Origin of the sequence: Blastomonas sp. UPD001, assembly GCF_003426715.1 — a bacterium.
Classification (GTDB): Bacteria; Pseudomonadota; Alphaproteobacteria; order Sphingomonadales; family Sphingomonadaceae; genus Blastomonas.
On sequence record NZ_QKVT01000001.1, the window covers coordinates 1,248,172 to 1,261,296 of the forward strand.

Below are 13,125 nucleotides of genomic sequence, written 5' to 3' on the forward strand. Positions count from 1 at the left end.
CGCCGCGCCACTGGCTCGCGCTTTCGTCGGCCGGGTTCCATCCAGGCGCACCGATCGGGGCCGCATCGAACGTGCCGCGCGGCGCCGGAGCGGCGATCGCCGGCGCCGTGCCCGTCACGAGCATCGCGCCCGCCGCGCCCAGACCTGTCAGTGCTTTCAACATTTGCATTGCCTTTCTTTCGGCAAGGCCCCGGCGCGATGGCGCTGTACCTGAAGGATAATCGGTTTAGGCGGTTCAGCCTGTCACCAGGCTGAACCGCCAGGGAGCAAGAGGTGAGACCTGAATCCTAGCGGAAATTGCCGAGCCCGCTGAGACGCACATCATACACCCGGCCCCGATCCACGAAACAGGTGAAGCGACCGCGATCGGCCCCGCCGCGCCAGCGTCCGCCATCCACCACGATACGGCCCTGCACGCGCAGGCCGAAACGGGTGCGGTCGATATCGCGAACGTCGGTGACGCGAGCAAAGCGGCCGAAGCGACGCGCTTCGATCTCGGCGGCGCGCACGCACTGGTTCACCGCGCGATCGCCGCGCCCGCCCCAGCCGCCTCCGCCGCCCCAGCCAGGGCCTCCGCCGTGCCACTGCGCTGCGGCAGGGCTCGCAGCCGAAAGGGTCGCTGCACCGATCAGCAGCGCCGACCCGAGAATTGCTTTGAACTTTGCCATGGTCCCGTTCCTTCCAACCATTCCGCCAAGGCTGGCGGGCAGGAACAGGTGTACCGATTCGCCGCTGTTGCGAGCCTGAATTGGCCTGACAGCGAATGTTCAGGTTTCTAGCGCTTTAAATGAACGGGCCGACCATCAGACCCAGGCCAGCCGCCAGCGCCAGAACTTCGATCACCGGGCGCCTGAGCCTGAGCAGATGGACCATCGCGAGCACCGCGAGACACAGCGCCAGCCAGTTGAGCGATAAGGGCTCGGGCCAGTCGAACCGCAACGGGCCCAGGCGTCTCTCCGATACTTCGCGGAAAATCACATGCAGTGCGAACCAAAGGCTGAGATTGGCGATGACGCCCACCACCGACGCGGTGATCGCCGCGAGCGCTCCCTTCAGCCGCCGCGCGTGCTGCAGCCGGTCGATCCACGGCGCGAAGGTGAAGATCCACAGGAAGCACGGCGCAAAGGTCACCCACAAGGTCACCAGCGCGCCGAGCACCCCGGCGACCAGCGGCGTGAACGGTCCTGAATCACGATAGGCCGCGAGAAAGCCGACGAACTGCGTCACCAGGATCAGCGGCCCCGGCGTCGTCTCCGCCAGGCCCAACCCGTCGGCCATTTCGCCCGCGCTCAGCCAGCCGAAGCCCTGCACCGCTTCCTGCGCCATATAGGCGAGCACCGCATAGGCGCCGCCAAAGGTCACGATCGCGAGCTGCGAGAAGAAGAGCCCGACCTGCATCAGCACATGATCGTCGCCCAGCGTGACCCAGATGACGAGCAGTGGCATCGCCCAGATGGCGCCCCATGCCGCAATCGTGCGCAAGGTGGCGGCGATCAACGGGCGCGGCGTGCCGTCTGCGCCCTGCCCGCCGGCTTTCAGCGCCAGCCAGCCCGGCCGCCAAGTCGCGGCGAGCCATCCGGCTAGCCCCGCCCCCAGCACCACCAATGGGAACGGAAGATCGAACAGCGCCAGCGCGACGAACGCGATAGCCGCCAGCGCGCGCTTGAACCCCGTATCGAGCGCGCGCCCCGCGATCCGCAGCAGCGCCTGCACCACGACCGCGAGCACCGCCGCCTTGATCCCCAGGAACAAAGCCGCGAACCAGTCGAGCCCCGCTGCCGCGACATAGAGCATCGACAGCGCCAGGATGATCGCGACGCCGGGCAGCAGGAACAAGGTTCCCGCCATCAGCCCGCCGCGAAGCCCGTGCAGCCGCCAGCCGATATAGGTCGCCAGCTGCTGCGCCTCGGGCCCCGGCAGCAGATGGCAGAAATTGAGCGCGTGCAGGAATTGCGGCTCCTCGATCCAGCGGCGCTTGTCCACCAGCTCGTCATGCATCAGCGCGATCTGCCCCGCCGGCCCGCCAAAGCTCAGCAGCCCGATCCGCGCAAAGACGCGCACGCTTTCCCCGAATGTCGGCTGTTCGCTCTTCATAAACCCCGCAACCGTTCCTCCGCGCCTTGGCGCGGATTGCCATGAACGGCAAAGCTTGGGAGCTGAAAGCACCTGACCGGGGGTTCGCCCTGCCCCGGTGGGTCAAGGGCTATCAGGTGACTGGGAGGAATGGAAGAGGGTGGCGGCTCGAACTTGGACCGACACCGTGACCTCCGCTCGGCCTGAGCCTGTCGAAGCCCCCGCGCTACCCGTCGGATCACCCCAAGGTCATCCTGAACTTGTTTCAGGACCCATCATGCCGAATGGGCCTGAGCCGCGCAGGGATAAATGGCCCCTGAGCCAAGTTCAGGGTGACGATTGAGGCGGCTGGCAGCACAATACGCAAAACAAAAACCCCGGCGGTCGCCCGCCGGGGTTTTCGCAAATTCCGAACCGGATCAGCCGATCACAGCTTTCCGGTCAGTTCCGGCACCGCAGTGAACAGGTCCGCGACCAGGCCGATATCGGCGACCTGGAAGATCGGGGCGTCCTCGTCCTTGTTGATGGCGATGATGGTCTTGCTGTCCTTCATGCCCGCAAGGTGCTGGATCGCGCCCGAGATGCCGACCGCGACATAGACTTCCGGCGCGACGATCTTGCCGGTCTGGCCGACCTGATAGTCGTTGGGGACATAGCCTGCGTCCACCGCCGCGCGCGAGGCGCCGATGCCCGCGCCGAGCTTGTCGGCGAGCGGGGTGATCACTTCCTCGAACTTCTCGCCCGAACCCAGCGCGCGGCCGCCCGAGACGATGATCTTGGCGCTGGTCAGCTCGGGCCGCTCGCTCTTGGCGATCTCGGCGCCGAGAAAGGTCGAAAGACCCGCATCGGCAGCACCGCCCACGCTCTCGATCGCGGCCGAGCCGCCCTCGGTCGCCGCCTTGTCGAACGCGGTGCCGCGCACGGTGATGACCAGCTTTGCGTCCGATGATTCGACCGTGGCGATCGCGTTGCCGGCATAGATCGGACGGGTGAAGGTCTTCGGCCCTTCGACCGAGAGAATGTCCGAGATCTGCATCACGTCGAGCAGCGCCGCGACGCGCGGCGCGATGTTCTTGCCGGTGGTGGTGGCGGGCGCGAGGAACGCGTCGTGGCTTTCCATCAGCTTCGCCACCAGCGGCGCGACGTTCTCGGCCAGGCCGTGCTCGAGCGCGGCGTCGTCGGCGACATGCACGGTGGCGATGCCCGCGACCTTGGCCACCTGTTCGGCGACCGCGCCGCAGCCCTTGCCCGCGACCAGCGCGTGCACTTCACCCAGCTTGCCCGCCGCCGTGACGACCGCGAGCGTTGCATCCTTCATGACCGCATTGTCATGCTCAACCCATACCAGCGTCTTCATGCACCGACTCCCATTTCCTTGAGCTTGCCGACCAGCGCGTCGACATCGGCCACCTTGATCCCGGCGCTGCGCACCGGCGGTTCGGTGACCTTGAGCGTCGTCAGGCGCGGCGCGATATCCACGCCGTAATCGCCCGGCGTCTTCACATCGAGCGGCTTCTTCTTCGCCTTCATGATGTTGGGCAGCGAGGCATAGCGCGGCTCGTTGAGGCGAAGGTCGGTGGTGACGATCGCGGGCGTGCCGAGCTTGACGGTCTGCAGGCCGCCATCGATCTCGCGCGCGACGGTGACGCTGTCGCCTTCGACCGCCACGGTGTTGGCAAAGGTCGCCTGGCCCCAGCCGAGCAGCGCGGCCAGCATCTGGCCGGTCTGGTTGCTGTCATCGTCGATCGCCTGCTTGCCGAGCAGGATCAGGCCGGGATTTTCCTCGCCAGCCACCTTGGCGAGCAGCTTGGCGACCGCGAGCGGCTCGACGGTCTCGTCGGTCTCGATCAGGATCGCGCGATCGGCACCCATCGCGAGCGCGGTGCGCAGCGTTTCCTGCGCCTTGGCAGGCCCCACCGACACGGCGACGACCTCTTCCGCCTTGCCCGCTTCCTTGATCCGCAGCGCCTCTTCGACGGCGATCTCGTCAAACGGGTTCATGCTCATCTTGACGTTGGCCAGGTCTACCCCGCTGCCATCCGCCTTGACCCGCGGCTTCACGTTATAGTCGATGACCCGTTTCACGGGCACAAGGATCTTCATGGCGCTTCCTTCCCTAATGATCGTGAACGCTATCTAGTTTCCGTTCACGTAAACGTCAAGTGGTGGCGTTCAGCTCATCCTCTCCCTTTACGGGAGACGATATGAAGACTTGGCAGCGCCGCTGCCTAGTCGGAATTGGAGAGGGCCAGTGCTGGGCGCAAGCGCAGCGCACTCACCCTCTCCCAGCTTCGACTAGGTTCGCGTTCCGCTCACCAAGTCTTCGCAACCCTCTCCCGTCAAGGGAGAGGGTGTGATGGTGTTATCAAGCCGCCTGCTTGACCTGCGCGACGATCTTCTCGGCGGCATCGCCCAGATTGTCGGCGCTGACGATCGGCAGGCCGCTATTGGCCAGGATGTCCTTGCCCTGCTGCACGTTGGTGCCCTCGAGGCGCACGACCAGCGGCACCGACAGGTTCACTTCCTTGGCAGCCGCAACAATGCCCTCGGCGATGATGTCGCACTTCATGATACCGCCGAAGATGTTGACCAGGATGCCCTTCACCGCCGGATCGGACAGGATGATCTTGAACGCTGCGGTCACCTTTTCCTTGCTCGCGCCGCCGCCGACATCGAGGAAGTTGGCGGGGAACATGCCGTTCAGCTTGATGATGTCCATGGTCGCCATGGCGAGGCCCGCGCCGTTGACCATGCAGCCGATATCGCCGTCGAGCTTGATATAGGCGAGGTCGTACTTGCTCGCTTCGACCTCCATCGGGTCTTCCTCGGTCTCGTCGCGCAGCGCCTCGACATCGGGGTGACGATAGAGCGCGTTCGAATCGAAGCTCATCTTGGTGTCGAGGACGAGCAGCTTGCCGTCCTTCGTTTCCACCAGCGGGTTGATCTCGAGCATCGCGCAATCGAGGTCCATGAACGCGGTGTACAGCTGCTGCGCCAGCTTGGCGGCCTGCTTGTTGAGGTCACCCGAAAGCTTGAGCGCGAAGGCCACGGCGCGGCCATGATGCGGCATGAAGCCCTGGGCCGGGTCGATGGTGATGGTGGTGATCCGCTCGGGCGTGTCGTGCGCGACCTGCTCGATGTCCATGCCGCCTTCGGTCGAGACGATCATCGCGACGCGGCCGGTCTTGCGGTCGACCAGCATCGACAGATAATATTCGGCGGCGATATCGACGCCGTCGGTGATGTAGAGGCGGTTGACCTGCTTGCCGGCATCACCGGTCTGGATCGTCACCAGCGTGTTGCCGAGCATTTCGCCCGCATCCTTGCGCACATCGTCGAGCGACTTGGCGAGGCGCACGCCGCCCTTGGCATCCGCGCCCAGCTCCTTGAACTTGCCCTTGCCGCGACCACCTGCGTGGATCTGCGCCTTGACGACATAGAGCGGTCCGGGCAGCTTTTCGGCGCCTGAGACGGCTTCATCGACGGTCAGCGCGGCATGGCCGGCCGGGATGCCGATGCCATATTTCGCGAGCAGTTCCTTGGCCTGATATTCGTGGATGTTCATGAGGGCTCCCATGCCTTTCTGATGTGGCCGGGCGGACGACTCGATTTCGGTCCAAACCCGACCGTTAATCGGTCGATGAACGTATGTGCGGGCGCTAAAGCATAGACGCGCGGCAAAGGAAACCCTTGAAACCAACGTGGCGTGGCGGATTTTCGTTCGCTAGTTGCGCACCGCGCAAATGAGCCCCGACGAGCTCACGACGCCCAGGATCTCCGGATCGCCCAACGCCCTGGTACGGCGCAGGAATTCGTCGAAATTGCCCGCCTGTTGCAGCTTGCCCAGTCGGCCCAGCCGCTGCAACTGCGCCAGCGACAGACGGTCGACCATGCGGCTGGCCATGCAGGCGGAAACCGGGCGGCTGAGGCCGGTGCGCTCCAGCGCCGCTCGGGTGCGCGCCTCGGGAGTGGCGCAGGCGGTAAGTGCGAGGATCGCAGCCCCGAGCGCCGCCACCCGGGCTGCGCGACGAAAGGCTGCGATCCGAAGCACCATGACCGGCCGGCCTACTTTGCGGCCTGCGCGCGCTCGATCGCCTCGGAGATGATGCGCCGCGCCTCTTCGGCATCGCCCCATTTGCCGATTCGCACCCATTTCTCGGTTTCGAGATCCTTGTAGTGGGTGAAGAAATGCTCGATCTGCGCGAAGACGATGTCGGGCATGTCCTCCTTCTCGCGCACATCGGTATAATAAGGGAAAGTCGCAGTATCGGGCACGCAGACGACCTTCTCGTCGCCGCCATGTTCGTCTTCCAGGTTGAGCACCGCGATCGGGCGCGCGCGCACGACCGATCCGGGCATGAACGGCGAACGGGCCACCACCAGCGCGTCGAGCGGATCGCCATCGGGCGACAGCGTGTGCGGGATGAAGCCGTAATTGGCGGGATAGCGCATCGGCGTGTGCAGGATACGGTCGACGAACAGCGCGCCCGAATCCTTGTCGAACTCGTATTTCACCGGTTCGCCCCCCGTGGGCACCTCGATGATCACGTTGACATTGTTCGGCGGGTTCTTGCCGATCGGAATTTCTTTGATAAGCATGAAGTTGGGTGCCTTTGTTCTGTTATCCCCGCAAGAACGTGCTGCCCGTTCCTTCAGCATTCAGCGGGTTTGCGGCGCAAGCAGGCGATCAAGGCCGGTTTCGCCCTGCCCCGTCTTGCGGAGCGCCGGATAGCGCAAGCCGCCCCGATAGGAAAGTGCGGTTTCGCGGTATCTCTTGCCGCGCTTGACCAGCAGGTCGACCGTGCCGGTGGTTGTCGTCGCCGCGACCGCCGCCTTGAGCGCCTCGCCGGAATAGTCGCGCCCGGCCACCCCGGTGATCTGATCACCGACGGTCATGCCCGCCGCAAAGGCCGGGCTGCCCCACATGACCTGCGCGATCTTGCCGTCCTTCTCGACGATCAGGCCGATCGAATGGCTGAGATCGGTCGTGCCCGATGCCGCTTCGCCCGAGCGGATGAAATTGCTCGCTTCGGGCCCATAGACCAGTTCATAGCCGCCCAGCGCAAAGCCCTGCTTGCTCACCTCGGGCGTTACCTCGAACACGCGGGTCTGGAAGAAGCCCTGCCAGTCATAGGGCTGCACCGCGTTCAGCGCCGCGATGACATCGGGCAGCTCGTAGGTCACCACGCCCCAGTCGCCCTCGCGTCCGCCGAAGAAGCTGCGCGCGAAATCCTGGAGCGAGCGGGCATTGCCCGATTCGCGGCGGATGATCTGGTCGGCCTCGAGCCAGATCATCATGCCCTCGTTGTAATAGTCCTCGCTGCGCTGATAGCTGGTCCAGCCCTTGGGGCGGCGCGCGGCGATGATCGGATCGTGCGTGGTATCGACCAGCGGACGCCAGTCGCGCCCTGCCCGGCGGTCGAGCCCGGCGGCGATGCTGGCAAAGGCATCGAGCGTGTCCTGATAGGTGAACAGCCCCGATCGCGCGCCGAGGACATAGCCCCAGAACTGGGTCTGCCCCTCGTAGACCCAGAGCAGGTCGTCGCGGCTCGGCGTGCGGAAATCGGGCGCCCAGATGCCCTGCGGACGGCGGTGCTTGCCGTTCCAGCTGTGCGTCATCTCGTGCGGCAGCAGGTTGCGCGATCCCGGCCCCTTGGCCCAGTCGGTGAAATAGCCGGTGCCGACGCCATTCTCGCTGCTGCGATGATGCTCGATCCCGATGCCGCTCATCTCGTCGGACAGCGACAGCAGGAAGTCGTAACGATCGTAATGGCGGACGCCGAACAGATGCTCGGCCTCCGCGACCAGCCGCTTGTGCGCCTCGATCTGGTCGGGGGTGGCGGCAAGATATTCGGGCGCATCGGCGACGACGTTCAGCGTCACCTTGTCCGACAGCGGCCAGCTCTTGAAATGCGCGCCGGCGAACATCGGGCTGTCGACCAGCGTGTCGTAATCGACGCGTTCATAGGCGATCCTATTGCCGGCGGTGCGCTTGGGGCGCATCGCGCTGCCCGCCTGCCAGCCCGTCGGCCATGTCACGATCGCATCGACAGGGATATTGCGGGTGAAATAGCCCGCCGGGTAAAGCGACACATTGTTCCAGCGCAGGTTCATCATCTTGGGCGCGACGACCACGCGGCCCTGGTTGCTGGCGGTGGGGCTGACGAACTGGAACTCCGCGACGACCTCGCGCACGCCCTTGGGCAGGGTGAGATGGAACGCGTTGACGTCGAGCGAATCGCGCCGCCAGGCGAGCGGCTTGCCACCGGAGCTGAACTTGAGGCCGACCAGTTTCTCGATCTCGCCGCGCGGCGCGTGGTTGCCGGGGAGCCATTGCGGATAGAGCAGCGTGAACCGCCCCGCCGATCGGGCATTGTCGGGCACGGGGATGGTCTGCTTCATGCTGAAGATCGCGCGATCGACATCGGTCGCATCGACCTCAAGCGTCATCACGCCGGGAAAGGCCGTGTCACGCGCGTCGGGCACCAGATCGGCGACCGGCACAGGCTGGGGCTTGCTGTTCTGCGCGGCGGCAGGGATTGCCAGCAGGGCGAGGGCGATGGCGGTGGAAGCGATGAAATGACGCAATTTCAGGACCCTTTGATACGTGCATGTTTTCCGCACCATAAACACGGCTGCCAAAAAAATGCACCCGCCGGTTTGGCGTCGCCTCAAAAAGTCGTTAATGGCGGCGGAATATGGGCAAGATCAAAACACCAGGCGCGATCCGCGGGACGCAGGACATATTCGGCGAAGATCAGGAACGGTTCGGCCATGTCGTCGAGACTTTCGAGCGCGTACGCCGTCTGTACAATTTCCGCCGCGTCGAAATGCCGGTGTTCGAAGCGACGTCAGTCTTCGCCCGCTCGCTCGGCGAGACCACCGATGTCGTGTCGAAGGAAATGTATACGTTCGACGATCGCGGCGGCGATTCGCTGACGCTGCGCCCCGAATTCACCGCCGGGCTGGTCCGCGCGTATCTGACCAACGGCTGGCAGCAATATGCGCCGATCAAGCTCGCCACGCACGGTCCGCTGTTCCGCTACGAGCGCCCGCAAAAGGGCCGCTATCGCCAGTTCCACCAGATCGATGCCGAGATCATCGGCGCGGGCGAACCCCAGGCCGATGTCGAGCTGCTGGTCATGGCCGACCAGATCCTGCGCGAACTCGGCATCAGCGAAGGCGTGACGCTCCAGCTCAACACGCTGGGCGATGCGGCGAGCCGCGATGCCTGGCGCGCCGCGCTGATCGAGCACTTTCAGGCGCATAAAGGCAATCTCTCGCAGGAATCGCAGGATCGGCTCGAGCGCAATCCGCTGCGCATCCTCGACAGCAAGGAGCCGCAGGACCGCCCGATCGCCGATGCCGCGCCCGATATCGATGCCTTCCTCACCGACGAGGCCGCCGCGTTCTTCGACAGGGTGACCAGCGGGCTCGATGCGGCCGGCGTCGCCTGGAAGCGCAACGCACGGCTGGTGCGCGGGCTCGATTATTATCGCCATACCGCGTTCGAATTCGTCACCGACCGGTTGGGCGCGCAGGGCACGGTGCTCGGCGGCGGCCGCTATGACGGGCTGATCGAGAATCTGGGCGGCGCATCGACCCCTGCCGTCGGCTGGGCGGCGGGAATCGAGCGGCTGGCAATGCTTTGCGATTTCTCGGACCGCGATGTCGGGCTCGAGGTGATCATCGCGGTCGAGGACGATCGCGCGCTGGGCCAGGCGACCGCCGCACAGGCACGGCTGCGCAACGCGGGTATTTCTGCCGACATGATCGCCACCGGATCGCCGCGCAAGCGTTACGACAAGGCGGCAAGGATAGACGCCAAAGTGCTGATTTCCTTCCAGCATGATGGTGATCGGGCCAAGGCCAATATTCGTTCTGCACCGGGAAGTGAATTGCACGCCAGGGTCGAGACTTTGTTGAACGGTATGTCAACGGTTTGATGGCACACAGCATGACAAATGCCGTTATACTGCCGACAAGCAGCGGGTCAGCGTGCGGATTCGCGCTGCCAGACTGGGTGGAAACTCGGGGGGAGAAACAGGAATGACCCGGATTTCCGGTGAACGGATCGCGCAGATCGAGGCGCGCTTCGGCAAGTTGCAGGCGCTGATGGCCTCGGGAACGCTGGTCGGCGACGAATTCGTCCAGACCGCGAAGGATTATGCCGAGCTCGAGCCCGTGGCCCGCGCCGCCGCCGAGGTTCGCCGCCTGCGCGCCGAGCTCGAGGTGCTCGAAGGGCTGATCGGCGACAGCGAATCGGACCCCGATATCGTCAAGCTCGCCGCCGCCGAGGCCGAGACAATCCGCGAGCGCCTGCCCCCTGCGGAGAAGAATCTGGCGATCAGGCTGCTGCCGCGCGACAGCGCCGACAACCGCCCCGCAATGCTCGAGATCCGCGCAGGCACCGGCGGTGACGAGGCCGCGCTGTTCGCCGGCGATCTGCTGCGCATGTACACGCGCTTCGCCGAGGAACAGGGTTGGAAGATCGAGATCCTGTCGGCCAACGCCGCCGATGTCGGCGGGTTCAAGGAAGTCATCGCCTCGGTCAACGGATCAGGCGTGTTCGCCAAGCTCAAGTTCGAAAGCGGCGTCCACCGGGTGCAGCGCGTTCCGGTGACCGAGAGCGGCGGGCGCATCCATACCAGCGCGGCCACCGTTGCCGTGTTACCAGAGCCCGAAGAGGTCGATGTCCAGATCAACGACAATGATCTGCGCATCGATGTCTATCGCGCATCGGGATCGGGCGGCCAGCACGTCAACACCACCGACAGCGCTGTGCGCATCACGCATATCCCCTCGGGGCTGGTGGTGACGCAGCAGGACGAGAAGTCGCAGCACAAGAACAAGGCCAAGGCGCTGAAGGTGCTCGCCGCGCGGCTGTACGAGCTTGAACGCAGCAAGGCGGCGACTGCCGAGGCCGATGCGCGCAAGTCGATGGTCGGTTCGGGCGACCGCTCGGAGCGCATCCGCACCTACAATTTCCCGCAGGGCCGCGTCACCGACCACCGCATCAACCTGACGCTGCACCGGCTCGACGAAATCCTTGAAGGCTGGGGGCTGAACGAGTTGATCAATGCGCTGACCGCCCAGGACCAGGCGGCGCGCCTGGCGAACATGGATATGGCGGGGTGAGGTTTTCGGGATCGAATCTCAACGTCACCCCCGCGCAGGCGGGGGTCCCGCTTCCTTTCAACACCGGCGCACAAGCGGGATTCCCGCGTTCGCGGGAATGACGCAGAGCGCAACGATCGCCGATGCCTTGCGCGAAGCGGCGGCGGACCTTTCCGGAATATCCGACACCCCCAGGCTCGATGCCGAGCTGCTGATGGCCGATGCGCTGGGCATCGATCGCGGCCAGATGCTGCTGATGCGGACGCGCGACCCGGTGCCCGCCGGCTTTGCCGAGCGGCTGGCGCGGCGGCAGGCGCATGAACCCGTCGCCTATATCACGGGCAGGCAGGATTTCTGGACGCTGACGCTCGCCGTCTCGCCCGCCGTGCTGATCCCCCGCAGCGACAGCGAGACGCTGATCGAGGCGGCGGTTGAAGCGCTGGCGGACCGCGCCCCGACGCGCATCCTCGATCTCGGCACCGGATCGGGCGCGCTGCTGCTCGCCGCGCTCGCCGAGTTTCCGGACGCCACGGGCATCGGGCTCGACGCCAGCGCGGCCGCGCTCGACATCGCGCGCGCCAATGCCGAGGCAACCGGCCTGGCGGATCGCGCGCGGATGGTGCTTGGCGATTGGCGGGCGGAGGGCTGGACCGGCGCCCTGCCCGGCGCGTTCGACCTGATCCTCGCCAACCCGCCCTATATCGAAACCGATGCCGTGCTGGCACCGCAGGTCATGGCGCACGAACCGCACAGCGCGCTGTTCGCAGGCGCCGAGGGGCTCGACGATTATCGCCGCCTGATCCCTGCCCTGCCCGCGCTGCTCGCCGATGGCGGCGTCGCGATCTTCGAGATCGGCGCGAGCCAGCGCGAGGCGGTCTCGGCGATCGCCGTCGCACACGGTTGCAGCGTCGAATGTCGCCGCGATCTGGCCGGCCATGACCGTGCCCTGATATTGCGCCGCCTAGCCGCGGCCTGATATTTCGCTTGGCAAGGGCCTGGCGACCCGCTACCACCGATACAGCAAGAACGCTGATGCCGGCGAAGGGCCCATCACGCTTGCTGACCCCAATCATCTTGTTCGGGCAGCTTATCACGGCCACTCAAAGCGGATGAAAGGCTTGGGACGCGCGGCGCGCCTTTGGGCAGCGCCTGCACGGACGCGCAGAGGACACGCAGGACACTTGCGACTGATAAGGAAGCGTCAACTTTGAACAACAATCGTGGAACGAGCCGTCGTCGCGGCCGTGGCAATAACCGTCCGCAGAACAATGGTCGCGGCGGGGGCATGGATCAGGGCAACCGGATCGACAGCCGGGCGCGCGGCAATGCCACGCAGATGCTCGAGAAATACAAGAAGATGGCGCACGATGCGCAGATGAACGGCGACCGCGTCGCCACCGAATATTATCTGCAGTTTGCCGACCATTATTTCCGCGTGCTCGCCGACAACCGCGCTCGTCAGGACGAATATCGCCGTCCCCGCGAGGACCAGGGCCGTGACCTTGGCGGCGACTATGCCGATGACGAGGACGATGGCCTCTACGGCGCGCCGCAGGGCCAGGGGCAGCGCAACTATGCGCAGGACCAGGCCGATGATGCGAACGCGCGCGGTCAGGACGATGATGGCGAGGAGCAGGACGAGCCCCGCAACCAGCGCCGCGACAATCCGCAGCGCCAGGATCGCCAGAACAGCGATCGTCAGGGCAATGAGCGGCGTGAACGTCGCCCGCGCGCCGAGCGCGAGGACGCCCGCCGCGAGGACACCCCGCGTCAGGAACGTGCGGAGCGTCAGCCCCGCCAGCGTCAGGATGCCGAGGCGCGCCAGGACGAAGCCGTTGCCGCTCCGGCACCGGTCGAGGCTGCCGATGCAGGCGATGGCGATGCCAAGCCGCGCCGCACGTTGCGCGGTCGCGGTCGTCCGCCGCGCGCCGCACA

The 13,125-nt window shown here is 65.6% G+C and carries 12 protein-coding genes; 4 read left to right on the forward strand and 8 right to left on the reverse strand.

The genetic code is table 11. The annotated features are described in order from the left end of the window. Window positions 1-287: 287 nt before the first annotated feature. The 8 genes from DM995_RS06280 to DM995_RS06315 form a co-directional block, all read right to left on the reverse strand. A complete protein-coding gene (locus DM995_RS06280; protein ID WP_116968851.1) occupies window positions 288-668 on the reverse strand; it encodes a hypothetical protein in 381 nt (126 codons plus the stop codon). Between the two features lie 115 nt (window positions 669-783). Further along, window positions 784-2,094 (reverse strand): chromate efflux transporter, encoded by a 1,311-nt coding sequence (gene chrA, locus DM995_RS06285; protein WP_116968852.1) that lies wholly within the window; start codon window positions 2,092-2,094, stop codon window positions 784-786. Between the two features lie 406 nt (window positions 2,095-2,500). Continuing rightward, window positions 2,501-3,430 carry an electron transfer flavoprotein subunit alpha/FixB family protein gene (locus DM995_RS06290; protein ID WP_116968853.1) on the reverse strand — a complete coding sequence of 310 codons (930 nt, stop codon included), beginning with the start codon at window positions 3,428-3,430 and terminating at the stop codon, window positions 2,501-2,503. Further along, window positions 3,427-4,176, reverse strand: coding sequence for an electron transfer flavoprotein subunit beta/FixA family protein (locus tag DM995_RS06295; RefSeq protein WP_116968854.1), 750 nt, complete (start codon window positions 4,174-4,176; stop codon window positions 3,427-3,429). The genes DM995_RS06290 and DM995_RS06295 overlap by 4 nt, the downstream gene beginning before the upstream one ends. A 262-nt stretch (window positions 4,177-4,438) precedes the next feature. Beyond that, the gene (gene sucC / locus DM995_RS06300) at window positions 4,439-5,638 is read right to left on the reverse strand and encodes an ADP-forming succinate--CoA ligase subunit beta (RefSeq protein WP_116968855.1); all 1,200 of its coding nucleotides are present in this window, start codon (window positions 5,636-5,638) and stop codon (window positions 4,439-4,441) included. A 159-nt stretch (window positions 5,639-5,797) separates the two neighbouring features. Further along, entirely contained in the window at window positions 5,798-6,127 is a 330-nt protein-coding gene (locus DM995_RS06305) for a hypothetical protein (RefSeq protein ID WP_116968856.1), read from the reverse strand. 11 nt (window positions 6,128-6,138) lie between these two features. Continuing rightward, a complete protein-coding gene (ppa, locus tag DM995_RS06310) occupies window positions 6,139-6,672 on the reverse strand; it encodes an inorganic diphosphatase (protein WP_023836574.1) in 534 nt (177 codons plus the stop codon). Between the two features lie 60 nt (window positions 6,673-6,732). Next, on the reverse strand, window positions 6,733-8,700 hold the full coding sequence (locus DM995_RS06315; RefSeq protein ID WP_116968857.1) for a M61 family metallopeptidase: 1,968 nt from the start codon (window positions 8,698-8,700) through the stop codon (window positions 6,733-6,735). A gap of 71 nt (window positions 8,701-8,771) precedes the next feature. Between DM995_RS06315 and hisS the strand changes: the two genes are divergently transcribed. The 4 genes from hisS to DM995_RS06335 form a co-directional block, all read left to right on the forward strand. After that, window positions 8,772-10,019, forward strand: coding sequence for a histidine--tRNA ligase (gene hisS / locus DM995_RS06320; RefSeq protein ID WP_116968858.1), 1,248 nt, complete (start codon window positions 8,772-8,774; stop codon window positions 10,017-10,019). Window positions 10,020-10,122: 103 nt separating this feature from the next. After that, window positions 10,123-11,211, forward strand: a complete 1,089-nt coding sequence (gene prfA / locus DM995_RS06325; protein WP_116968859.1) for a peptide chain release factor 1 — start codon at window positions 10,123-10,125, stop codon at window positions 11,209-11,211. A 97-nt stretch (window positions 11,212-11,308) separates the two neighbouring features. Beyond that, window positions 11,309-12,166, forward strand: a complete 858-nt coding sequence (prmC, locus tag DM995_RS06330) for a peptide chain release factor N(5)-glutamine methyltransferase (protein WP_116968860.1) — start codon at window positions 11,309-11,311, stop codon at window positions 12,164-12,166. A gap of 231 nt (window positions 12,167-12,397) precedes the next feature. Next, window positions 12,398-13,125: DUF4167 domain-containing protein (locus tag DM995_RS06335; RefSeq protein ID WP_116968861.1), on the forward strand; the 728-nt coding region annotated here is incomplete at its 3' end.